The organism is Pseudomonas sp. B14(2022) (genome assembly GCF_012030485.1).
Taxonomy (GTDB): Bacteria; Pseudomonadota; Gammaproteobacteria; order Pseudomonadales; family Pseudomonadaceae; genus Aquipseudomonas.
Window position 1 is genome coordinate 280,430 of record NZ_JAAUVM010000004.1, and the last position, 22,972, is coordinate 303,401.

The window sequence follows — 22,972 nt, forward strand, 5'->3', positions numbered from 1 at the left end:
ACAACAATCTGGCCGCCGAGGAATGACGCATATGCTCGCCGAAGTCCGTACCTTCAATGACTCTCAACAGCACGCCGGCTCGATCCAGGGCTGGCAGCAGGTGTATGACCAACTCGGTCGTGGTTGCCTGACCAGCGAACTGTGGCAGTTGTCCGGCGATCGTTTCCAGATCTTCCAGGAGGTGCTGGACAAGCGCGTGGTGCAGCATGGCCGCTCGCCCAAGGGGCGCTTGTGTGCGGCCATGTCACTGGGCAGCCCGCCGGTGGTTCAAGGCCAGCAGGTGAGCGCGCAAAGCGTGGTGCTGTTGCGTGACGGCGAAGAGTTCGTGTTGCATGCGCCGCAAGGCACGCACTTTTTCGCACTCAATGTCGATGCCGTGCGCTTTGCCAAACTGGCCGCCTTCGAACTATCCAACGATCAGCTCAAACGCCTGACCAGCGTGTCTGCGCTCAGCGTGGATGAAACGTTACTGTTGCGCATTCGCCAGCGCATCCACCCGCTGTTTCGTCACTTTTTGGAACATGCAGGCGCTATAAGCCCGGCCTCGGAAAAGATGCTGGAAGACGAATTGCTTGGCGCGTTCCTCGATCTGTTCAGCCATGCCAGCGACGAGGTGCGCTGCCGGCGTGGCAATTTCGCCGTCAGTGCCTACCTGGTCAGGCGCAGCCAGGAATTGATCATTGCCAGCGGCGATACGCCGTTGAGCATTCTTGATCTGTGTGAACAGCTGCACGTCAGTCGCAGGACCCTGCAAAATAGTTTCCAGGCCGTCACCGATATGCGACCGGTCGAATACCTGCGCAATTTGCGACTCAACGCCGTCAGGCGACAGTTGATCGCAACCCCTGCGAGCGAGAAAAACATCGGTGAGATCGCCGTGGCCATGGGTTTTTTTCACCTGAGCCATTTCGCCACGCATTACCGTGAGCTGTTCGGTGAATCGCCGTCCGAAACACGCCGAGCGTCATACTGACACGACAAAGCGCGTGCCAATGCGGGTGGATCTTCAACGTTGCCAGGATGACGCAAGGAAACACACATCGGCGCAAAGTGCATCGCCCACCTGTCACGGCCTTAAGCCAGCCCCGGGTCCACGCGCTTGCCGATATCTTTGAGCCGCGCCAGTTGGTCGATCGTCGACGGCGCTTCATCCAGGCAACTGACGAAGGTCCACAAGTAGGTCATCACCGCATAGATATGCCCGGCCTTCACCTCCGGCGCCAAGGCCAATTGGCTGATGGCAACCACGAACAGCAACGCCGCCAGCAAGCCGATGGACAGGAAGGCGACGGCCTCGCGGTCGGACAACCCGATTCGCAATCGCGACAGCACGTGGTAGTGACGGCGCAGGGTGTTGGCGCCGACTTTTTCCACCAGGCCGATTTCCTTTTCCAGGCGATTGTTCAAGCGTTCATGCAAGCGCTGGTTGCGCCGTGCGAAGCCCGGCATGAGGGTAACGCACAGCAGCAGTGCGAGCAGGCAGGCCAGGCCGACCCAGGGCTCGATCACCAACAGCATGCCCGCTGCGCCGACAACCGACACCAGCGCAGTGGCTATGGTGGGCACATGCTTTTCGAAAAAATCGACGAAATCCCGCGCCAGTACCACTCGCGCCGCCGCCCTGGAGGTGCTGTGGCGTTGCAGGCGCTGGTTGAGAATTACTGGCACCGCGAGGTCGGCATAGATGCGCGTGAACGTGCGCGTATCCACGGCCCGGCGAGCCGCGCCGACCACCCAGAAACCGAGGACTACGGCGGCGTACCACACGGCACTGCCGACATCGCCACGGATGATCGAGTCGACGGCAAACCCGGCGAACAACGGGTAGGCCAGCAGCAAAGCATTCTCCAACGCAACCAGCGACAAGGTGCCGAACAGTTTGCCGGGATAGGCTTTGGCGATCGCCTTGAGGGTCTGGCTGGCGGATTGCTGCCCCAGTCTTTTACTCTCTTCGAGCAGAATCGGCGGCGTTACGGGCTGCATGGGGCACCTGCGGCGCGCGTAGTTCGCTGATAGATGCCACGGGTGACATCGAGCAAATATCGCGCTTCATCGGTCATCAATAAAAGATCGATCTGTACTTCTTCGATAATGATTTCCACGGTGATCAACATACAAATAGCGGGTGCGATGACCAGCCAGTGGTAATACGACAGCGTCACTAAAGAAACGCCCACGCCGATCAGCCACAACGCCAATACACACCGCGGCGCGTACTTCTGCAGGGGAATCCAGAAACGTTGCAACTTTCTCAATTTAAACGTGTAGAGCGTCAGTGACGCTTCCACTTGTTTAAGGTCGATAGTGTTCCGAGCTGAATGCTGTGTCGGCATAACAGTTATCCACGTAATAACGTTAAACATCAGAGCCAGGCGGCAGGCGATACGGCTATTCGCTGCCCTGGCGCTCCTGGCTTGGCAGCGTTTGGCTGAGCCAGGCGAGATTGACTTCGTTGACTTCCACCCATTCACCCCTGGCAGGAATCCCTTCGCAACTCAAGAAAACAACGCAACGTCCGTGTATGTCCAGTAAGGCAAAGTGGCGATACTTTATTGCTCTCTTGAACAGGCCAATAGAGAGACGCATGCCATCACCTTAGTTGGTATTAATTGTTTATTGGTTGTCAGGCTTGAGTAGTAAACAAGGCGCCGCATGGCCAACTCAGCTCAAACACCGTGCCGCTGTTTATCGCCGTTCGACAGGTCACTGCGCCGCCATGGGCGAGGGCAATTGCCCGCACCACGGCTAGGCCCAGGCCACTGCCGCCCTGGGCACGCGAGCGTGAGCTTTCGCCACGCTGAAACGCATCGAAAATGTGTGGGGCGAATGCTGCGTCGACCCCCGGGCCCTCATCTGTGACCCTCAGGAAGTGGCCTCGCTCGTCACCGCCCAGTTCAATGCTGACGGTGCCCGGTGTAGCGTGTTGGCAAATATTGTCCAGCAGCGCGAGCAAAGCCTGGCAGATGCGATCGGGGTCGCAGTACACCGGGCCCTTGCGCAGGTTTAATTGCAGGGCAAAACCGGCGCTGTTCAGGCTGGGCTCGAACAAGCGCGCTTCAGCCTCCAATGCATCGGCCAGCCCCACCTCCTTGAGCGCCAATTCCAGGTGACCGTTGTCGCCCATGCCCACCACGCGAAGGTCTTCGACCAGGCGGGTCAAGCCTTCGACCTGGCCCAAGAGGCTGTAGAACTGCGCGGTATCCGGCTCGAATACACCCTCGGCCAGTCCCTGCAAGCGACCGCGCAGGATGGTCAGCGGGGTACGTAGTTCATGGGCAATCGCGGCGTTCCAGAAGGCTTGTTCCTCGGCCATGCGTTTCAATCGGTTCGCCATGCTATTGAAGTCATCCACCAGCAGGGCAGCTTCGCCCAGGGAAAGATCAGGCGCCACGGCGCGGGCATCCAGGTCACCGTCGGCCAGCCTGCGCAGGCTCACGGCTACCGAGTTAAGCGGCATCAGAATACGCTTGGACAACTTGACGGCCACCGCCACGCCGACGCCCAGGCTGACGCAGGTGATCAAGCCCATCCACACCCATTCCACGCCGCTGGGCAGCCACTCATCCGACTGCATCTCCAACTCCGTCGGCGGCGAAAAGGTCCAGAGCAATGCATAGAAGATGTAGGACCCGACCAGCGCGAGGGCGATCACACACATCACCACGGCCGACATCGACACGATAATCTGCCGGCTCAAACTGTTGGCCACTTTCATGCCTGGCTCCCGAACCGGTAGCCCACGCCACGGATGCTGGCCGGTACGCCGTGCAGGCCAAGGTCTTCGATCTTGCGACGCAACTTGCTGATATGGCTGTCGACGGTCCGCTCCAGGCTGTCGCTCTCCGGCGAGCAGAGCACCAGCAGTTCGGCACGGCTGAACACGCGGCGCGGCGCCTTGGCCAACTGTGCGAGCAACTTGAATTCGGTCACCGTCAGGTGCAATGGTTGTTTTTGCGTGCCGATGTGTACGTTCACCTCATGGCTGTCGATGTCGATTTCAAAGGCGTCGACGCGCAGTACGCGGTGGTCGGCGCCATGGCCTTGATCGCTGCAGCGGCGCAGCACGGCCTGGATCCTGGCGATGACTTCTGCCGGGTTGAAGGGTTTGACGATGTAGTCGTCCGCACCAATGCGCAGGCCCATGAGTTTGTCCATGTCCTGGTCGTGTGCAGTCAGCATGATCACCGGGGTGATACCGCGATGACGCAACTCCGCCAGCACCATCCAGCCATCCAGCTTGGGCATCATCACATCGAGCAGCACCAGGTCCGGCTTGAGCAGTTGATGCAGTTCGAGCGCACGACGCCCATCCTGCGCATGGGCGGTACGAAAACCCCCACGCTTGAGGTAGGCCGTGAGGATGTCGGCGATTTCCGGCTCGTCTTCGGCGATCAGCACCAGCGCCTGGTTAGGGAGCGATGCAAGGAGTGGTTCAGTCATGGTCTGCTCGGTGGGTGCACGGTTTTTCAGCAACGGATTGAATAATGCACCGCAAGCATGCACGTTCGGCGAAGGTTTTATGGAGAAATGATGGAGAGGGGAATTAATTTTTCGCGGGAACGGGGGGAGGGCACTCAGGCGAAGCGGATGCGCTCGGCGTAGGCGCTCTGCAGCATTCGGCGCTGGTAATCGCAGGGCGTCGTACTGACCAGCTTCTTGAAGTCGCGCAGGAAATGCGACTGATCGGAAAAGCCCAGGTCCAGGGCCAGGTCTGAAAACGACACATCGTGCCGGGTGTTCAGGGTTTCCAGCGCCGCCTGGCAGCGAATGATCCGGCAGAACGTCTTGGGCGACAGGCCGGTGTCCTGGCTGAACTGGCGATGAATCGTGCGGCTAGTGTACCCGCTGAGTTCTTCCAGTTGCTGGATACGCAGGTCACCGCGATGTGCAAGCGCCTGTTGGATGACCATGGTCGTGAGTTTCGAGCTTCGGCCGATTAGGCGCGGGGCCAGGTAATCGCTGAACAGCTTTATCTGCTCCTGCAGCTGTGGGGCCTGGACGATGCTTTCGAAAATGCGCTGGGCAAACGTCGATACTTCCAGCAGATCCCATTCCTGTTCGGTCAGGTCCTCGGCCACGACGTTGATGAAACCTGGGATAACCCCCGGCGCAAAGCGCACGCCGAAGTAATGGTGACCCTGCAGCAGTTCGACCTGCTGCGCCTCCAGCGGGGTACCACAAATCCTCACACTTGGGCGCGTGGCGTCACAGTCGAAAACGATATCCACGCAGCCGTCCGGCACCGCCAGCAGATCAGCTGAGTGAGCGACATCGAAGGCGTAGAAATGCGAAATCGCCGGGTGCTCGGAAGGCATTACCGAATACCGTGAAGAGTTGAGTACGAACCAGGGTTGTTCGTAAGCGGTTTGCCGCAGCGATGGTGAACACAGGTTGGGCATGGCCGGACCTTGGGGTGGTATATGCGGGAATATTCACGCATTTATCGCGCCAACTCTGCGGACGGGGACGAACCTTGATGTCCGAAATTTACAATACCGCCAGGAAACACTCACTGATACTCGACCTCGATAGCGTGGGAGCAGCGCCTACCGCAGCGACTTCATCTTCAGTCGAGAATAATAATGTCCACTACCACAAAAATTGACTTCATCTATCTGTCCGAGCAGGACATGATTCGCGCGGGCGTAACCGACATGCTTGCCTGTGTGAATACCATGGAAGAGATGTTCGGCCTGCTCTATAGCGGCGACTACCGCATGGCCGGGCCAAACAACGATTCTCACGGCGCGATGGTGGTGTTTCCGAAGGATTCGCCTTTCCCGAACATGCCCAAGCCCACCGCTGACCGCCGCATGATGGCGATGCCGGCCTACCTGGGCGGCAGCTTCTGCACCGCAGGCGTCAAATGGTATGGCTCCAATATTGCCAACCGCGAAAAAGGCCTGCCACGTTCGATCCTGATGTTCACCCTCAACGATCCCGACACCGGCGCACCGTTGGCGCATATGTCTGCCAACCTGCTGTCGGCCTACCGCACCGGCGCGATTCCCGGCGTGGGCGCGCGCCACTTGGCACGCAAGGACTCGAAGGTGGTCGGCCTGCTCGGCCCCGGCGTGATGGGCAAGACCACGCTCGCCGCATTCATCGCCGTTTGCCCGCAGATCGATACCTTGAAGATCAAGGGCCGTGGCGAGAAAAGCCTGAATGATTTTATTGGCTGGGTGAAGGACACCTACCCACAGGTGACCACGATCACCGTGGTCGACAGCCTCGAAGAAGTGGTCCGTGGTTCCGACCTTGTTACTTATTGTAGCTCCGGTGAGACAGGCGACCCCTCAAACTACCCAATTGTGAAGCGCGAGTGGGTCAAGCCGGGTTGCTTCATGGCCATGCCGGCATCCTGCTCGTTGGACGAGGGGATGGAACGCGCCGACGTGCGCAAGGTGCTGGACAACACCGGCCTCTACGAAGCCTGGTTCGAAGAATTGCCCAAGCCTGCGCACCACTGCGTGCCGGTGATCGGCGTGCGGTTCATGGACATGATCGCCGAAGGCACGATGCAGCCCGAAGAACTCGAAGACATCGGCAAGATCGTCGCCGGTGATGCCCAGGGCCGTCGCAACGATGAAGAGATCATCATCATGTCGGTGGGCGGCATGCCTGTGGAAGACGTGGCCTGGGGCACCGTGGTGTATCGCAATGCCGTGGAAAAAGGCATCGGCGTGAAGCTCAACCTGTGGGAAACCCCCGTCCTGCGCTAAGCCATCCTTTAACCCACTGACGAGACTTACGACATGACCAAAATCATCAAGCTCAAGACCGGCTCACCCTTTGAAGACCAGGCCAGCTATTCGCGCCTGGTAGTGGTGGACAACTGGATCTATGTGTCCAATACCGCCGGGCGCAACCCGCAGACCAAACTGATCCCGGAGGACATCCTCGAGCAGACGCACCAGGTGTTCGCCAACATTGAAACCGCGCTGGCCGCCGTCGATGCAAGCCTGGCCGATGTGGTGTGCTCGCGGGTATTTATCCAGGACCCCAAGGACGTGCCGGCGGTGATGGGCCTGATCGGCGAAAAATTCCGTGGTGTCGACCCGGCCAGTACCGTCACCTGCCCGCCGTTGGGTTCGACGGTTTACAAGGTGGAGCTGGAAGTGACGGCGTATCGCAACGCCTCCAAGGCCCAGGTCGAAGTGATTCGCCTGTCGCAATAACCCGTCCTGCGGCCGCGCCCTCGCGCGGTCGACCTCTATAGTTTTGCGAGTCTTGATCATGGCCCCGACTATTGCGCCCGTGAATACGTCCACCGAATTTCCCTCCACGACCGCCGTCGTCATCATCGGCGGCGGCATCATCGGCTTGACTGCGGCACTGACACTGGCCGAACGCAATATCCCGGTGGTGGTCCTGGAAAAAGGCCGTATCGCCGGCGAGCAGTCTTCACGCAACCTGGGCTGGGTACGCAAGACCAGTCGCCACGCTCACGATATTCCGCTGGCCCTGGCCGCTGACCGCTTATGGGCGCAAATGCCCGAGCGCATCGGTGCGGATGTGGGTTATCGCCAGGAAGGCATCATGTTCGTCGCCCGCAACGAGGCGCAAATGGCGATGCATGACAGTTGGCTCAAATCGGTCGAGCACCTGTCACTGGATTCGCGGTTGCTGAGCAACCGCGAAATCGCACAGAAAGTGCCGGGCGGCGCGGGTGAGTGGGCCGGCGGCATCTACACACCATCCGACGCGCGCGCCGAACCGACCCTGGCCAGCAGCGCGATCGCCAAGGCCGCCATGGCCCTCGGCGTGGTGATCATCGAGCAGTGTGCGGTGCGCACGCTGCAGATGTCCGCCGGCAAGGTCAGCGGGGTGGTCACTGAAAAAGGCGAGATCCGCTGCGACCAGGTGTTACTGGCTGGCGGCATGTGGTCGCGGCGATTCCTGGGCAACCTCGGGGTGTCGTTGCCGACCCTGGCCTTGACCTGTTCGGTGTTGCGCACCCATCCGATGCTGGGCCCCACCGAGATTGCCGTGGGCGCGCCGGACTTTTCGTTTCGCAAGCACAAGGACGGCGGCTTCATCATTACCCAGCGCGGCAAACTGGATGCTTTCCTGACCCTCGATCACCTGTTGCTGGCCAAGCAATATATGCCGCAATTTCGCGCGCAGCGCAGCGTATTGAACGTGTCACTGGGCAAGTATTTCTTCAATGACCTGGCGCTTTCGCGACGTTGGTCGGCCGACAGTGTCAGCCCCTTCGAACGCGTGCGCGTACAGGACCCGGCGGCCAACCCGCGGCTCAATAACGACGCGATGAACAACCTCAAGGCGGCCTGGCCGGTGTTCGAACAAGCCAGGATTGCTCAGGCCTGGGCGGGCACGATCGATGTGACGCCGGATTCGAACCCGGTGATCGGGCCGGTCGCGCAAATCCCGGGCCTGACCGTGGCCACCGGTTTCTCCGGGCATGGCTTCGGTACCTCGCCGGCGGCCGGCCACTTGGCCGCCGATATGGTCAGTGGGCATACCCCGATCATCGACCCGAGCCCTTATCGGTTTGATCGTTTCTAGGTCGCATGCACCGCGACAGTCCCAGAAAAACGGTGTTTCTCCTTTACTGAGCGGCGGAGCCAGGCAATGTCCCCAGACAGCATTTTTTTCACCAATCGCGCAGGCTTGCGTCTGCATTTTCTACGCTGGGGCAAGCCGGGCGGCGTGCCCTTGGTACTGCTGCATGGTTTGCGTGCTTATGCCCAGACCTGGGAGTCGCTGGTAGAAGCGCTGGGCGATGGCTATTGCATCTATGCCCTGGACCAGCGCGGACGCGGGCTGAGTGACTGGGCACCGGCCGCCAGTTATCACACGCAGTCCTATGTGGAAGACTTGCAGGACTTTGTCGCCTATGTCGGCTTGCAGCGGTTCGTGTTGCTGGGTCACTCGCTGGGGGGCGCCAACGCATTGGAATACGCACGGCAGCACCCGGGGCGCTTGATTGGCCTGATCATCGAAGACATCGGGCCAGGTTCCTCCAGCCAGGGCGACGGTGCGGCGCGCATTCGCCGCGAGATGAACCAGACCCCGTTGCGTTTCGACAACTGGGACGCCGCCCGTGCGTTCTGGCAGGCGTCGCGTCCTGGCTTGTCGGCGCAGGGCCTGGCGTCGCGGCTGGCGCACTCGATGAAGGACAGCGCGGGTGCGATCACCTGGCGCCACGATCAACAAGGCATCGCCGAGGCACGCCTGAGCATTGAGCCTACCGATCTGTGGCCGGCGGTACGCGCCCTGGATTGTCCGACGTTGTTCATTCGCGGTATGCGCTCGGACTTTCTGCCGGCGGCGACGCTGCAAGCCATGCGCGACAGCAATGCGCACGTGCGCACGGCCGAAGTCGCGGACGCCAGCCACTATGTGCATGACGACCAGGGTGGGACGTTCAACCGGCTGGTCACCGCATTTCTTGACAGCCTCGCGATCCCCGGCCGATGAAACCGCGGGCTCGCTTGATTGTGCTGCTCTCATCCCTGACGGCCTTCGGGCCATTTTCGATTGATACTTACCTGCCCAGCTTCCCGCAAATCGCCGAGGACCTGTCGACCAGCACCGCGCAGGTGCAACACACCATCAGCGCGTTTCTCGCCGGGCTGTGCCTGGGCATGTTGTGCTACGGTCCGTTGTCCGACCGCTACGGCCGTCGCCCGTTGCTGCTCGGCAGCCTGGTGCTGTACGCGGCTGCGACCCTGGGTTGCCTGTTTGCCGGTAGCGTCGAGCAACTGATTGCCTGGCGCTTTTTCCAGGCGCTCGGCGGCGCGGGTGCGCTGGTGCTGGCGCGCGCCGTCGCCCGGGACAGGGTAGGCCTGGCGGAGGCAGCCAAAGTGCTGTCGTGGATGCACGTTCTGACGATGATGGCGACACTGGTCGCGCCGATGATCGGCACTTGGCTGGTGTTGATCCAGGGTTGGCGCACGATCTTTGCCACCTTGTTCATCCTGTCCAGCCTGTGCCTGCTGCTGGTGGCCCTGACCCTGAAGGAAAGTCTGCCGGCGCAGGATCGCGGGGCGTCCGTTGGGGCGGCCTTCGCGGCCTACCTGACCATCGCCCGGCAACCCAGGGCGATGGCGCTGATCCTGTGCATGTCCCTGGGGTTTGGCGGCATGTTCGCCTTCATCACTGCTTCGCCTTTTGTGTACGTCGTGTATTTCGGTGTCTCGCCACGGGTGTTCAGCGCGTTGTTCGCCCTGAACATCCTCGGCATCATCCTGGTGACCTTTATCAACGCGCGTTGGGTGGGCCGTTTTGGGCCGCAACGCATGCTCGGCGTGGGGGCGGTGCTGGTGAGCGGGGCAGGGTTGGCGCTGATGCTGGTCGGGTATACCGAATGGGGCGGGCTGACGAGCATCGTGTGTTGCATGGTGCTGTACATGGGCGTGACCGGTTTGATCGGCGCCAATTGCATGGCCAGCCTGATGATGCTGTTTCCGCGCCAGGCCGGTGCGAGCGTGGCGCTGGGGGTTTCGGTGCAATTCGCCACAGGGGCGTTGGCCAGCCTGTGGGTCAGCCATTTGGCTGATGGCAGCGCCTGGCCGATGTGTTGGGTGGTGGGGTGTTGCGGGATGGGCTCGTTGGTCGCTTATTGCGTGACCCTTCGCACGCCTGCCCGGGCGGTTGCCGTGACGGCCGTCGTTAAGCAAACGTGAGCCGCAGTTAAAAAAGCCAGGATATTCAAATGAAAACTACAAAAATAAATCCGATCGATACAACCTCCGTCTATGTGTGTGCAGGCTTGGTTTCGGGTGCAGGTGCCTTGTTATTGAACGTGCTACCTGTGCTGTTTGGCGCGTTTGCCGAGCGTTTCGGGCTCGGCGAGCACCAACTGGGCAACCTGGCCATGGCCATGAACCTGGGGTTTGGCGCATTCGGGCTGGCGTCCCTGCTGTGGATTCACCGGCTCAGTTGGCGAGTCATATCGGCACTGTCGTCGGCGCTGGTGGTGGGCGCGCTCGTGTTTGTGCTGCGCGATCCTTCCTATGAAGCGCTGCTGGCGATCATGGCTCTGGCGGGCGCCGGTACCGGGGCCTTGTATGCCCTGGCGATGACGATCTTCGGTGACAGTTCGCAGCCTGAACGAGCGTTTGGTTTCAAGCTAGGTATCGAGACCGTGCCGGGCGCCTTCCTGCTCATCGTGCTACCCGTGGCGGTGGCGCCGGTGTGGGGCTTTGAAGGCATGCTGATCACCATCGCCATTGCCATGGTGGTGATGGGTATCCTGCCGCTGCCTTGGGTGCCGCGCCGTAGCGAGCGACACCTGGAAGCGTCCGGTACCGCCGTGCGGATTGCCAGCGCCGAGAGTCGCACCATCGTATGGTTGAGCCTGGTGGCCAGCCTGGTTTTCCTGACCGGCATCATGTCGGTGTGGGCGTTCCTGGAGCTTATGGGCAAAAAGACCGGCTTGGCCTCCGACACCATCGGCATGGTGCTGGCGCTGGGTTTTCTGATCAATGCCGGCGGCGGCTTCATCGCCTCGGCGATCGGCTTGAGGGTGGGACGCTTCATGCCGGTGGCCGTGATTATCCTCGCCGAGTTACTGGGTCTGGTGGCACTGGCGCAGTTTTCTTCCCTGACGACCTACGTCGTAGGCGTTATTTGCTTTCTCTTTTCGATCGGCTTCGTGCTGGCTTATACCTTCGGCGTCATGGCTGAGTTCGACCTGTCGGGCAAGCTTGTCGCGCTGGGCGCGCTGTGCCTGTCCCTGGGGGCGGCGTTCGGGCCAGCCATCGGTGGGTTTCTGATCGAGGCATTCGGCTACTCGGCGGTGTTGGTGTTCTCGGGCGCCTGTTCGGTGGCGGTGCTGGTCATCTATGGCGCGGCGGTGTTGAGAGCCCAGTGGGCGTTCCAACGCATGCGGGCTTCGGGTACCGCCGTGATGTCCGGGTTGTGAGCGAGTGAAGAGGGGGAACACCCATGCGTGGTCAAGCGTTGTCGACCTGGAACGAATGTGTGCGCGCGACCTGCGGTCGTTTCGACACGCGCTATGACCATTGCCAGAGCCTTTTCATCGGGGAAATGCAACAGACGCTGGTGGGCACCACGGCGGTCGCCCACATTCGCAGCAATGCCAGTGTGATTGCCAAGGCCGCTCGCTCAAGCGGGCGCAGCTCATCGGCCCGGTGTTTTCTTGTGTTGCAACAGCAGGGCTCGATGGTCATTGAGCTGGGCGACAAGGTGCTTGAACTGCACGCAGGTGACCTGGCTTTGCTGGACTTTTCCGGTGCGGTGAAAATGACCCCCAAGGGGTTGTTCGCCCATGTGTCGATCCCGTTGCCGTGTGAGTTGCTCAAGGGGCTGGACCGTAGCCGCTTCGGCAAGCTGTCGACCACGGGGGTGTGTGGCCAACTGCTTGGCACGCTGGTACGACAGGTCGCTGCGGGTGAGCTGGCCCAATGGTCTTGCCCGCAGGATGGTGATGGTCTGCCAAGGGCGCTGGTTGCCTTGCTGGCCTCGGTGTTGGAGTACCGTGCGAGCGACCATTCGCCTGGGTGGCAGCTGCATGAAGTGCAATCCGTCATCCAGCAGCGGCTTGACTCACCCCGGCTGTCGCCGGCGTCGCTGGCCGAAGAGCTGGGCATCTCCAGCCGCCAGCTCTACAGGTTGTTTGAGGCGAGTGGCGACAGCGTCTGCCGCTATATTCTGCGTGAGCGGCTGTTGAAGGCCGCGCAGGACCTTCGCGATCCCGTTTGCGCACAGCGCTCGATCACCGATATCGGCAGCTATTGGGGCTTTGCTGATTCGGCGCATTTTTCCAAGACGTTCAAGAAGCAGACGGGGCTGACACCCAGTAGCTATCGGCGCCGCGGGCACTGAGCCTGGTTGCGGCGTGGGAGCAGGCTCCCTCGCCACAGATCCGATGTGGTCAATAGCGGATGATCACGGATTTCAGCTCGGTGTAGTCGTCGATAAACGCACTGCCGAATTCACGCCCCATGCCAGACGCCTTCATCCCGCCAAACGGCACGCTCGGGTCGACAAATGTGTGCATGTTGACCCACACCGTACCCGCCTCGATTCGCGGGATCAGGCGCAAGGCCCTGGACAAGTCGTTGGTCCAGATACTGGCTGTGAGGCCGAACGGGCTGTCGTTCATCAAGGTGACCAGTTCTTCTTCATCGTCGAACGCCAGCACGCATACCACTGGGCCGAAGGTTTCCTCATGCAGCAGCGGATCATCCTTGCCGTTGGCGATGATCAGCGTCGGTTCCACGTAGTAACCGGCACGGTCCACGGCACGCGCACCGCATACCACCTGGTTGCTCTGCAGGGCACGGTCGAAAAAGCCGAGGATCTTGTCGAAGTGCGGCTTGTTCGACAGCGGGCCGAACTGAGCATGTTCATCCAGAGGCGAGCCTATGACCATCTGCGACAACATCGCCGCCATCTTCTGCGTCACCTGCTCGACGATGGAACGGTGCACGAACAAACGCTCGGGGGCCGCGCACACCTGGCCCTGGTGCACATAGGCCGATTGCACGAAGCGCGCTACGGCGTCATCGACATTGGCATCGGCCAGCAGCGCGGCGGCATTCTTGCCGCCCAGCTCCAGGGTGACGCGGGTCAGGTCGGCGGCCATGGCGGCCTTGCCCACCGCGATGCCGGTGGGCACCGAACCGGTGAACGACACCTTGCGCACGGCCTGGTGTTCGATCAACTGCTGGCCCACCTGGCCGCGCCCGTTGACCACGTTGATCACGCCCGGCGCAATTCCCGCCTCGATCGCCAGTTCCGCCAGGCGCAACAGGGACAGCGGTGTGTATTCGCTGGGTTTGAGCACCACCGTGCAGCCGGTGGTCAGCGCGGCGCCCAGTTTCCACACGCCTATCATCAGCGAGAAGTTCCACGGCACGATGGCCGCTACCACGCCCACGGGCTCGCGCAGGGTGTAGGCGCTGTACTGCTCACCCGCCATGGAAGGGAACGACGGGGTCATTGTCTGGCCGCCGATCTTGGTCGCCCAGCCGGCGAAGTAGCGCAGGAACACCGCGCTCTGGCCCACTTCGATATGCCGCGACAGGTTGATCGATTTGCCGGAACTCAGGGTTTCCAATTGCGCCAGTTCTTCGCCGTTGGCTTCTATCAGATCTGCCAGACGGTTGAGCAGCACGCCGCGCTGGTAGGGGGTGACTTGCGCCCAGGCGCCCTTGAAGGCAGCGGTGGCGCTGTCGACGGCCAGGTTCACATCCTCGGCCTGGGCGTCACGCAGCTGCGCGACGGTCTCGCCGGTTCCGGGATCGACCACGCCGATGCGCTGGGTGGAGGCGCTGGTGTGCGCGACGCCATCGATGAAGTTGGAATGGTCGCGACCCAGGAAGGCAACGACTGAGGGCAGCAGGGCAATGTGCATGGTGGCGCTCCAATGAAGGATTCGTCGCGCCCGGGGGCGCTCGAAAGACCCTTGCATTAAAAACCGATGCACGCGTGGCTGCTTGTTCGAGCCTGCCAGGAAATTGGTTATGCCTGACAGGTTGGGCCGCCGCTGACCTAGGGTTCGCCGAGGTTGTCGAACACCGTTTCGAGCATGCGGTTCAGGCGCTGGATCTGCGCTTCGGTCATACCGGTGAAACTGCGCTTGAACAGGTCACCCGTGGCGACCTGGATACGTTCAATCGCCTCGCGCCCTTGTTCGGTGATGCGCACCTGCGTCACGCGGCCGTCGTCCTCGCAGGGCGCGGTGTCCACCAGGCCGTCTTCCTTCATGCGATACACCGTCTTGGTGATGGTCGAGAGCTTGGCGATGGCGTGGGTGGAAATTTCGGAAATGCTCGATTGGCCGTTCTCCTTGAGAATGAACAACACCCGCCAGCGCGGGATATCCAGGCCGATTTTCTTCAGTGCCTTTTCCATGTACTGGCTGTAGCGACCATGCACCATGGCCAGCCAGTAGAACGGGAAATCCTCTTTGTGAAAGTCTTCACTGCCGGGGTCGTAGCGGCCTGCGTGTTTTTTGGGTGCGCTCATGGTCTGCTCATGTCGGGGGCGGCGGCCAATCATAGACTTTTCTCGTGAATTCGGCACGGCTTTTGCCCGGACATCAGCCTGTTTGTGCTGGGGAATTTAGTTGACAATTCACGTAATATTCGGTGAGTGTGAAAAAAAGGAAAGGGCGCATCGGGCGCCCCCATTCCGCATTTCACAGTGAAGGTAACCCGACATGACCCTGGTGATTGAACAGCTTTTCCTTGGCGGCGATGGGCCGACCGTGATGGTCAAGGACACAATTGATCTGGCTGGCCTGCCTACCCGTGCATCGAGCCAGGCCCTTGAGGATGCCGCACCTGCCACGGTCCACGCCGATGTGGTGCAGGCGCTGCTGGAGAAGGGCTGTCGCCTGGTGGGGAAGACCAGCCTGCATGAACTGGCGTTTGGCACCACGGGCATCAATCACTGGACCGGCACTGCGCCCAATCCGCGTTTCCCCGGGCGTATTCCGGGCGGTTCCTCCAGTGGCTCGGCAGCTGCCGTGGCGGCCGGGCTGGCAGATTTTTCCCTGGGAACCGACACCGGCGGCTCTGTGCGCATACCGGCGTGTTGCTGTGGGGTGTTCGGCTTCAAGCCGACGTTCGGGCGGGTCAGCCGCCGTGGCGTAATGCCGGCGCACAGCAGCCTCGACTGCGTCGGTCCGTTTGCCGCGAGCCTGCCGATGCTGGTCACGGCCATGCAGGTGATCGACGCCAGCTTCAAGCCGGTGTCGGCGCCGGACTCGCCGCGCCTGGGTGTCGTGACGGTGCAGGCTGGCGCCGCCGTACAGCGAGTGATCGATGCCGCCATCGCGGTGATCCGTCTACCCGGTGAACGTCTCACGCTGCCCAGCCTCAAGGCGGCCTATGACGCTGGCATGGTGGTAATCAACCGCGAAACGTTCGATGCCTGCGGTCACTTGCTGGAAACCGGCAAGGTGGGCGCCGACATTGCCGCGCGCCTGGCCGCCGCCGGCAATACCACGGCGGCCGCGTTGGCCGAAGCCGAGCGGGTGCGCAGGCAGTTCACGGCCGAAGTCGACGCCGCCTTGCAGCATGTCGATGTGCTGGTACTGCCGACCATGCCTGACTTCCCCTTGACCCTGGCCGAGGCCACTGACACCCAGGCAGTGCTCGGAATGACCGCCTTCGTGCGCCCGTTCAATCTGTCGGGACACCCGGCGCTGAGCATTCCGCTGGCCAGCGCCGAAGGACTTCCGGTGGGCCTGCAACTGGTGGGGGCCAAGGGTGCCGATGAGCAACTGCTGGCCATTGCCGGCCGCCTGCTCGAGCGTCTGTATGCCGGGGGAGAGGTCTGAAATGAACGCAACCATCCCGCGAGCGGACCTGGAGCGACGCCTGCGCCGTTTTGAAATCGAAGCCAGCGCCCGTGCCTGCATGAACCGCTACATGGTGCTGTGTGATGCGCTCGATGCACGCACGCCACTCCTCGAACTGGCCGGTCTGTTCACCCTTGATGCCGTGTGGGAGGGCAAAGGCGCGAAGTACGCCCACAGCTTCGGTGGCTATCGTGGACGCGAAGCGATTACCGCGATGTTCGCTGGTTACATGAAAACCCCGGCGCACTTTGCCCTCAACGTGCACTTCCTCACCAGCGAGCTGATCGAGGTGCAGGACGATACCGTGCTCGGCAGTTGGGTAATGTTGCAGACGTCCACCTTCGCCAGCGGCGCCTCCCACCTTAACGCCGCGCGCCTGAACGTGCGCTTTGCCGAGGAAGACGGGCAGTGGCGCATGGCGCACTTCCAGACCGAAAACCTGTTCAGCCGCCCGGTTGAGGCATGGAACAGCGACGCCGAGTTACCGGTGCCTCGCCAATAGCGCTCACTTCCCCCCCCCCTCGTTTTGCACGCTCCCGCGACTGCCCGACAAGGGCGGTCGCGCCGTGCGCGTAGTCCCTGGAGATTGCCTTGAAACTGTTCGAATTGTTGACCTTTACCCTGCGTGTTCGCACCGTGCCTCAAGCCTTGCCGCGTCTGGAGCGGAGCTTGCGCGAAGCGGGCGAGGGCGTGCATTTGATGGGCTGCTGGGTGTCGGAAATCGGCCAGCAGAATCGCATCGCGGTCCTGCGCGGGTTCGACGATGGCGGCGCTCGCGAACGCGAGCGCGAACGGTATCTACTGGCGGCCGATGGGTTTGCGATTGGCGAATTTCTGCTTGACCAGCAGGTGGACGATTACAGCGCCTTCGCCTTCGTAGAGCCGCTGCCTCCCGGGGCTCACGGCCCGTTCTACGAATTGCGCGAATACAACCTGGTACCCAGCGGGCTGGCACCGACGTTGCGCGGTTGGTGCAAGTCCATAGAGCGTCGCACCAGGACGGATTATTCCCGGGTATACGCCGCGTTCTATGCCACCAGCGGGCAGATTCCGCGTTATCTGCATATCTGGCCCTACAGCTCGCTGGAGCAGCGCCTTGAAGTACGTACTCGCGCCGTGGTCGACGGCGCCTGGCCACCTGAAGATTCGGCGCCGCAGCTCAAGCAGATGCATTCCACGGTTTACCTGCCGGCGCCGTTCTCACCATTGCGCTGAAAGCGTTACGAAAAAACAGCATGTTTTCCGATAATCGCACAATAATTTTCTGAATTATCCTCAAAGCATAAAGACATATCTAAACGCATTTAAACCAATTAAAACAGCTACTTAAATATTTTTATTCTGGATTTGTCACTGAATTATTACGTGATTAGTGTTGTTTTTAATCGCGATAAATCAATTGACAATTCACGTAATCGAGCTCAGATTCACCCCAACGGCACCCACAAAAACAAAGGTAACCACTATGCCGATCCATCGCCCCCGTTCCGTCTCCCGTCCCAGCTCGACACTGCCTTCCTGCTCAGCCCAATACCGTTCCTGACAACGGAGTAAATGTATGCATTCGCTAAAAAAACCAGCGGTCGATACCGTGAGCTCGCTTGCCAGTGGCCCGACCTTCGACGCCTTGCTTGTCGATGTGCGTGAGCGTGCCAGGGCCGGTGAATTCGACCGCCAGCGCCACATTTCGCGGGATGTGATCGAGTCCTTCAAACAGCACGGCATTTATCGGGCGCTGGTGCCCAAGCGCTTCGGTGGCCTGGAGTGTTCGCCGGCCGAGTTCTGCCAGTTGATCGAGCGTATTGCCCAGGCCGATGGTTCTGCCGGCTGGGTTGCCAGCTTCGGCATGAGCCCGGTTTACCTTGCCGCACTGCCGCTGGACAGCATCGCCAAGGTGTATGCCGATGGTCCTGACCGGGTATTCGCCGGTGGCATCTTTCCGCCGCAACCGGCGGAAGTGGTCGAAGGCGGCTTTGTGGTCAATGGTCGTTGGAAATACTCCAGCGGCTCCCTGGGCTCCGACATTGTCGGCGTCGGTATCGCCCCGAAGAACGGCGACACCTTCGGCCTGCCACGCATTGCAGTGATGCCGCGCAGTGAGATCCGCATCGACGAAACCTGGGACACCGTCGGCCTGCTCGGCACCGGCAGCCATGACTTGGTGGTGGAAAACGTGCGGGTCTGCGAGGAGTGGACCTTCGTGCGCGGCGGCCTGCCGAACCTGGACGAGCCGTTCTTTCGTTACCCGTCGCTGTCGTTCGCCACCCAAGTGCTGTCGGTCGTCGGCCTTGGCGTCGCCCGCGCGGCACTGGATGCCCTTTCGGACATGGCCAGCGGGCGCGTCTCGGTCACCGGCGCCCCGGCGATTGCCGACCGGCCCCTGGCCCAGGTCGATATTGCCCGGGCAGAAGCCGAGCTGCGAGCCGCGCGGGCGTTTTTCTACGAGTCCATCGACCGCGCCTGGAACTACGTACTGGCCGGCGATGCGGTGCCGGTGGCCGCAACCAACCTACTGCGCCTGTCGTCGACCCATGCCACCCGCGTCGCTGCCGATGTGGCGCGCACCGCGCAGATGCTCTCGGGCATGAGCGGTGTGTACAACGACAGCCCGCTGGCACGCTGCGTCAACGACGCCCAGGTGGTGACCCAGCACGCTTTCATGGGCGACATCACCTATCAAAATGCCGGAGCCATGTTCTTCGGCAAACAGCCTTTGCCTGGCTACCTCTAACCGTCGAGGAAATGAAATGAGCGATAAAAAGACCTTGCGCGTGCTGTTCTGCATGGGCATCAACCAGAATTTTTTCGATGCCCCGCGCGATGAACAATTGCAGGTGTGGGCAGCGTTCAGTGCAATGTGGAACGGTATCCACGACCTGGCCGGGGTCAAGGTGCTGGGCAATATGGATGACGACCAGAGCATGGTCGGGCCGTCCGATGGCTTCCCCTGGACCACCTACCTGTTGGCCGACGTGCCGGATATCGAGACCGTGCATGCCGCGTGCAACCTGTTTCGTAGCACCCCGGTGGGCGATGGCCCTTACAAGCTGTGGCGCTACACCAAGGTTGAAGCCCGGGTTGGGCGCGAGCTGATCATTCAGCGTACTTGATGCCGACGAGGATACTTCCATGAGCAAGCTGATTCCCGCTGTAAACCTCGCCGTCGACCCCGCTGAACGGGTACAGGCCGATCGCGTCCACACCTCGATGTATACCGATGCGCAACTGTTCGACGCCGAGCTGGAGAAGATTTTCTATAGCACCTGGATCTGGGTCGCCCACGAAAGCGAGATCCCCGACAACGGCAGCTACAAGACCACCTATATCGGCAAGCAGCCGGTGATCGTGGTGCGTGACCGCAAGAAAGACGTGCACGTGCTGCTCAACCGTTGTCGCCACCGTGGCGCCACTGTGTGCGAACACAAAAAAGGCAAGACCAACAGCTTCGTCTGCCCTTACCACGGCTGGGGCTACGCGCTCGACGGCTCACTGCGTGGCATCCCACACCCGGAAAGCTACGGCGACTGCATCGACAAGGCCGAGCTGCCGCTGGTCAGCCTGCGTACCGAAAGCTACGCCGGCATGATCTTCGCCACCTTCAAGGACGACATCGAGCCGCTGGAAGACTACCTCGGTGCGGCGAAAAAATGGATGGACCTGTTCATGAAGCAGGGCGCCGGTTATGGCATCAAGGTGCCGGGCGAGCACCGTTTTCGCTTCCCCGGCAACTGGAAGATCCAGCTGGAAAACACCACCGACGCCTACCACTTCCCGTTGGTGCACAAGAGTTTTCTGTCGTCGGTGGATGAGCAGACCCTGGCGCTGTTCGACTTCGTCAAAGGACCTGGCTACGTCGAGGACCTGGGCAACGGCCACAGCGTGATGGTGATGATTCCCGACTTGATCGACCTCGAAGCCGACCTGGACAAGCCGATTCCCGAGCGCTTCGAAGAGCTGGCCGCCGAGCTGCGTGACGAGGGCATCGAGGAGCAGCAGGTGCGCCGGATCGTGCGTGCGGTCGGCGGCACCGGCTTCAACCTCAACCTGTTCCCCAACGTTGCATGCTCGATGGCGTTTTTCCGGGTGCTGCAGCCGATCTCGGTGACCGAGACCGAAATCCACCACTCGGTGATCACCATGGACGGCGGGCCGGCCGTGGCCAACCGCTATCGACTGCGCCTGCATGAGCACTTCCAGGGGCCGATGGGCTTCGGCACTCCGGACGATTCCGAGGCCTGGGAGCGGGTACAGAAGGGCGCCAACGCTGGTGAAGATCTATGGATCATGCTCAACCGCGGCTTGCCCGGCGAGCAGGCCAGCGCAGACGGGCTGGTATCCGACGTGAGTGCCGAAACCGGTATGCGCGCCGCCTATCAGCAGTGGAAAAAGATGATGTCGGCCTGATCCGTGGAGAACCTTATGAACCTGCAATTACTGCAAGAAGTGACCGCTTTCATCTGGCAGGAAGGCGACATGCTCGACCACGGAGAATACGACGGCTGGTTGAAGATGTGGACCGAGAAGGGCACCTACATCATTCCCATCGACCCCAAGGAAACCGACTTCGAGAACACCCTCAACTACGCCTACGACGACCATCATATGCGTGAACTGCGGGTGCAGCGCCTGACCGGCGGCGAATCGATCTCCACCAGCCCGCAACCGCGAACGGTGCGCATGCAGTCGCGGTTCCGGGTGTTGGTCGATGACGGCGTGCAGGTGACTGTGCGCTGCGCGCAGAACATCCGTGAGTTCCGCAAGGAAAACCTGAAGTTCTACAGCGCCGACCTTACCTACCAACTGATCCGCAGCGAGGGTGGTTTCAAGATCCAGCGCAAAGTGGTCAGCCTGATCAACAGTGACGATGCCCTTGCCGGTATCGGCTACATCCTTTGAGGCGCGCCGACATGAGCCATATTGCATTGGTGACGGGTGCGGGGCAGGGGCTGGGGCAGCATTTCTGCGCCAGCCTCCTGCGGGCCGGGTACTCGGTGGCGATCACCGACCTCAACCTTGAAGCCGCACAGGCGTGCGCCCACCAGTTGGACCCGGGCGGCGAGCGCACGCTTGCGCTGCAACTGGACGCCGGGAGCAAAGCCGATTTCGAAGCGGGCCTGGACCAGGTGCTGGCGCGCTTCGGCGCGCTGAACGTGGTGGTCAATAACGCTGCCGTCACCAAGACCACGCCGCTGATGCAGATCAGCCCCGAGGAATTCGACGCTGTCGTGGGCCTGAACCTGCGCAGCGTCTTCCTCGGCTGCCAGGTGCTGGGCGCGTACATGGCCGAAACCGGCTATGGGCGGATCATCAACATGGCGTCCCTGGCCGGCCAGAACGGCGGTACTGCGACCGGCGCACACTATGCCGCGAGCAAGGGCGGCATCGTGACGCTGACCAAGATCTTCGCCAAGGAGTTTGCCGCCCGCGGGGTGACGGTCAATGCCATTGCCCCTGGCCCTATCGAGTCGGCGGCGGTGCGCGCAGCCATACCGGTCGAACGCCTGCCGGGACTGCTCGCCAATATCCCGGTGCAGCGCCTGGGAGATGCAGATTTTCTCGGTGACCTGATTGTGCAGTTGGCCCGGCCCGACGCCTATTTCACTACCGGGGCGACGTGGGATGTGAATGGCGGCTTGTTCATGCGCTGACTGATAGCGGCCGCCACGGCGGCCTTTGCGAACTCCATGGAATAACGGCCATGACTGAAGAACTGTTGGACGTAGTCGTGCGCAAGCGCGAGCTGCAAGGGGACGGCGTTGTCGTCCTGGACCTGACCCGTCGCGACGGCGCACCGTTGCCCGCGTTCGACGCCGGCGCGCATGTGGATATCCATATTGCCCCGGGGCTGGTGCGCCAGTACTCGTTGTGCGGCAACCCTGCGGATCCGAGCCTGTACCGCCTGGGTGTGCTCAAGGATCCGGCATCGCGCGGCGGTTCGGTCGGGGTGCATGACACCCTGCTCGAAGGCTGCGAGGTGCAGATCAGCGTACCGCGCAATCTGTTCGCGCTTGCACCGCAGGCGCGGCGTTCGGTGCTGCTGGGTGGCGGGATCGGCGTGACCCCGATGATCGCCATGGCCTACGCGCTGCACGCGGCCGGCCAGCCCTTCGAACTGCATTACTGCGGCCGTGAGCGCGGACGCAGTGCGTTCTTGGCGGAACTGGCCGACGCACCGTTTGCCGCGCAGGTGTTTACCCACTTCGACGATGAAGGGGCCGAACAGAAGCTCGACCTGGCCAAGGTGCTGGGCGAGGGCAAGACCGGCGTGCACATGTACACCTGCGGTCCCGCCGGCTTCATGGATTGGGTGATTCAGGGCGCCCGCGACCAGGGCTACACCGAAGCGCACATCCACAAGGAATATTTCCAAGTGGAAGTGGACAGCTCGGGGGGCAGCTTCGAAGTGGTAGCGGCCCGCAGCGGCAAGACCGTGCAGGTGGCAGAAGGGCAGAGCATTCTCGCCGCACTGGCGCAGGTCGGGATCAAGATCGAGATTTCCTGCGAGCAGGGTGTGTGCGGTACCTGCCTGTGCGATGTGCTCGAAGGCGAGCCGGATCATCGTGATGTGTACCTGACGGACGATGAGAAGGCCGGCAATGATCAAATTCTAGTGTGCTGTTCACGAGCCAAATCTAAAAAACTCGTGCTGGATATCTAAGGGGAACGACA

At 61.4% G+C, this 22,972-nt stretch carries 25 protein-coding genes; 17 read left to right on the plus strand and 8 right to left on the minus strand.

What is annotated here, in order from left to right; genetic code table 11:
• The first annotated feature begins 31 nt into the window (after nucleotides 1–31).
• Complete coding sequence (locus HCF10_RS09175; protein ID WP_065930131.1) at nucleotides 32–973, plus strand: helix-turn-helix domain-containing protein; 942 nt, start codon at nucleotides 32–34, stop codon at nucleotides 971–973.
• A gap of 101 nt (nucleotides 974–1,074) precedes the next feature.
• Here the strand turns inward: HCF10_RS09175 and HCF10_RS09180 are convergent, their stop codons facing one another.
• The 6 genes from HCF10_RS09180 to HCF10_RS09205 form a co-directional block, all read right to left on the minus strand.
• Nucleotides 1,075–1,983 carry an ABC transporter six-transmembrane domain-containing protein gene (locus tag HCF10_RS09180; RefSeq protein ID WP_078833288.1) on the minus strand — a complete coding sequence of 303 codons (909 nt, stop codon included), beginning with the start codon at nucleotides 1,981–1,983 and terminating at the stop codon, nucleotides 1,075–1,077.
• On the minus strand, nucleotides 1,971–2,333 hold the full coding sequence (locus HCF10_RS09185) for a hypothetical protein (RefSeq protein WP_078833289.1): 363 nt from the start codon (nucleotides 2,331–2,333) through the stop codon (nucleotides 1,971–1,973). Before HCF10_RS09185 ends, HCF10_RS09180 begins: the two co-directional genes overlap by 13 nt.
• Nucleotides 2,334–2,388: 55 nt before the next feature.
• The gene (locus HCF10_RS09190; RefSeq protein WP_167655334.1) at nucleotides 2,389–2,586 is read right to left on the minus strand and encodes a hypothetical protein; all 198 of its coding nucleotides are present in this window, start codon (nucleotides 2,584–2,586) and stop codon (nucleotides 2,389–2,391) included.
• Between the two features lie 37 nt (nucleotides 2,587–2,623).
• Nucleotides 2,624–3,715, minus strand: coding sequence for an ATP-binding protein (locus HCF10_RS09195; protein WP_167655335.1), 1,092 nt, complete (start codon nucleotides 3,713–3,715; stop codon nucleotides 2,624–2,626).
• A complete protein-coding gene (locus tag HCF10_RS09200) occupies nucleotides 3,712–4,440 on the minus strand; it encodes a response regulator (protein ID WP_145338151.1) in 729 nt (242 codons plus the stop codon). The genes HCF10_RS09195 and HCF10_RS09200 overlap by 4 nt, the downstream gene beginning before the upstream one ends.
• 134 nt (nucleotides 4,441–4,574) lie before the next feature.
• Nucleotides 4,575–5,399 carry an AraC family transcriptional regulator gene (locus HCF10_RS09205; RefSeq protein ID WP_065930128.1) on the minus strand — a complete coding sequence of 275 codons (825 nt, stop codon included), beginning with the start codon at nucleotides 5,397–5,399 and terminating at the stop codon, nucleotides 4,575–4,577.
• A gap of 183 nt (nucleotides 5,400–5,582) precedes the next feature.
• On the opposite strand from HCF10_RS09205, the gene HCF10_RS09210 reads away from it, so the two are divergent.
• From HCF10_RS09210 to feaR, 7 genes are all read left to right on the plus strand, one after another.
• Nucleotides 5,583–6,722 carry a tyramine oxidase subunit B gene (locus HCF10_RS09210; RefSeq protein ID WP_099491972.1) on the plus strand — a complete coding sequence of 380 codons (1,140 nt, stop codon included), beginning with the start codon at nucleotides 5,583–5,585 and terminating at the stop codon, nucleotides 6,720–6,722.
• 33 nt (nucleotides 6,723–6,755) lie between these two features.
• Nucleotides 6,756–7,178, plus strand: a complete 423-nt coding sequence (locus HCF10_RS09215) for a RidA family protein (protein WP_017846980.1) — start codon at nucleotides 6,756–6,758, stop codon at nucleotides 7,176–7,178.
• Nucleotides 7,179–7,236: 58 nt separating this feature from the next.
• The gene (locus HCF10_RS09220) at nucleotides 7,237–8,529 is read left to right on the plus strand and encodes an NAD(P)/FAD-dependent oxidoreductase (RefSeq protein WP_145338150.1); all 1,293 of its coding nucleotides are present in this window, start codon (nucleotides 7,237–7,239) and stop codon (nucleotides 8,527–8,529) included.
• A 66-nt stretch (nucleotides 8,530–8,595) separates the two neighbouring features.
• Nucleotides 8,596–9,444: an alpha/beta fold hydrolase gene (locus HCF10_RS09225; RefSeq protein WP_145338149.1), complete on the plus strand. Its 849-nt coding sequence runs from the start codon at nucleotides 8,596–8,598 to the stop codon at nucleotides 9,442–9,444.
• Nucleotides 9,441–10,652, plus strand: coding sequence for a Bcr/CflA family multidrug efflux MFS transporter (locus HCF10_RS09230; RefSeq protein ID WP_145338148.1), 1,212 nt, complete (start codon nucleotides 9,441–9,443; stop codon nucleotides 10,650–10,652). The genes HCF10_RS09225 and HCF10_RS09230 overlap by 4 nt, the downstream gene beginning before the upstream one ends.
• Nucleotides 10,653–10,771: 119 nt before the next feature.
• Nucleotides 10,772–11,893, plus strand: coding sequence for an MFS transporter (locus HCF10_RS09235; RefSeq protein WP_256663586.1), 1,122 nt, complete (start codon nucleotides 10,772–10,774; stop codon nucleotides 11,891–11,893).
• 23 nt (nucleotides 11,894–11,916) lie between these two features.
• On the plus strand, nucleotides 11,917–12,816 hold the full coding sequence (gene feaR, locus HCF10_RS09240) for a transcriptional regulator FeaR (RefSeq protein ID WP_145338146.1): 900 nt from the start codon (nucleotides 11,917–11,919) through the stop codon (nucleotides 12,814–12,816).
• Between the two features lie 49 nt (nucleotides 12,817–12,865).
• On the opposite strand, the gene HCF10_RS09245 is transcribed toward feaR, so the two are convergent.
• On the minus strand, nucleotides 12,866–14,350 hold the full coding sequence (locus HCF10_RS09245; protein ID WP_167655336.1) for an aldehyde dehydrogenase family protein: 1,485 nt from the start codon (nucleotides 14,348–14,350) through the stop codon (nucleotides 12,866–12,868).
• A gap of 137 nt (nucleotides 14,351–14,487) precedes the next feature.
• Entirely contained in the window at nucleotides 14,488–14,964 is a 477-nt protein-coding gene (locus HCF10_RS09250) for a MarR family winged helix-turn-helix transcriptional regulator (RefSeq protein ID WP_065930120.1), read from the minus strand.
• A gap of 193 nt (nucleotides 14,965–15,157) precedes the next feature.
• Here HCF10_RS09250 and HCF10_RS09255 point away from each other — a divergent pair, with 193 nt between their 5' ends.
• The 9 genes from HCF10_RS09255 (at nucleotide 15,158) to HCF10_RS09295 (ending at nucleotide 22,961) form a co-directional block, all read left to right on the plus strand.
• Nucleotides 15,158–16,282, plus strand: a complete 1,125-nt coding sequence (locus HCF10_RS09255; protein ID WP_099491979.1) for an amidase — start codon at nucleotides 15,158–15,160, stop codon at nucleotides 16,280–16,282.
• A gap of 1 nt (nucleotide 16,283) precedes the next feature.
• A complete protein-coding gene (locus tag HCF10_RS09260) occupies nucleotides 16,284–16,805 on the plus strand; it encodes a nuclear transport factor 2 family protein (protein ID WP_099491980.1) in 522 nt (173 codons plus the stop codon).
• 89 nt (nucleotides 16,806–16,894) lie between these two features.
• Nucleotides 16,895–17,518, plus strand: coding sequence for an NIPSNAP family protein (locus HCF10_RS09265; protein ID WP_099491981.1), 624 nt, complete (start codon nucleotides 16,895–16,897; stop codon nucleotides 17,516–17,518).
• 343 nt (nucleotides 17,519–17,861) lie between these two features.
• Nucleotides 17,862–19,034, plus strand: coding sequence for an indole-3-acetate monooxygenase (iacA, locus tag HCF10_RS09270; RefSeq protein ID WP_167655337.1), 1,173 nt, complete (start codon nucleotides 17,862–17,864; stop codon nucleotides 19,032–19,034).
• Nucleotides 19,035–19,050: 16 nt separating this feature from the next.
• Nucleotides 19,051–19,413: a hypothetical protein gene (locus tag HCF10_RS09275; RefSeq protein ID WP_017528258.1), complete on the plus strand. Its 363-nt coding sequence runs from the start codon at nucleotides 19,051–19,053 to the stop codon at nucleotides 19,411–19,413.
• A 19-nt stretch (nucleotides 19,414–19,432) separates the two neighbouring features.
• Entirely contained in the window at nucleotides 19,433–20,707 is a 1,275-nt protein-coding gene (locus HCF10_RS09280) for an aromatic ring-hydroxylating oxygenase subunit alpha (protein ID WP_099491983.1), read from the plus strand.
• A gap of 15 nt (nucleotides 20,708–20,722) precedes the next feature.
• The gene (locus HCF10_RS09285) at nucleotides 20,723–21,199 is read left to right on the plus strand and encodes an aromatic-ring-hydroxylating dioxygenase subunit beta (RefSeq protein ID WP_145338142.1); all 477 of its coding nucleotides are present in this window, start codon (nucleotides 20,723–20,725) and stop codon (nucleotides 21,197–21,199) included.
• A gap of 11 nt (nucleotides 21,200–21,210) precedes the next feature.
• Nucleotides 21,211–21,951 (plus strand): SDR family NAD(P)-dependent oxidoreductase, encoded by a 741-nt coding sequence (locus HCF10_RS09290; RefSeq protein ID WP_167655338.1) that lies wholly within the window; start codon nucleotides 21,211–21,213, stop codon nucleotides 21,949–21,951.
• Between the two features lie 50 nt (nucleotides 21,952–22,001).
• Nucleotides 22,002–22,961, plus strand: a complete 960-nt coding sequence (locus tag HCF10_RS09295; protein WP_099491986.1) for a PDR/VanB family oxidoreductase — start codon at nucleotides 22,002–22,004, stop codon at nucleotides 22,959–22,961.
• The last annotated feature ends 11 nt before the right edge of the window (nucleotides 22,962–22,972 follow it).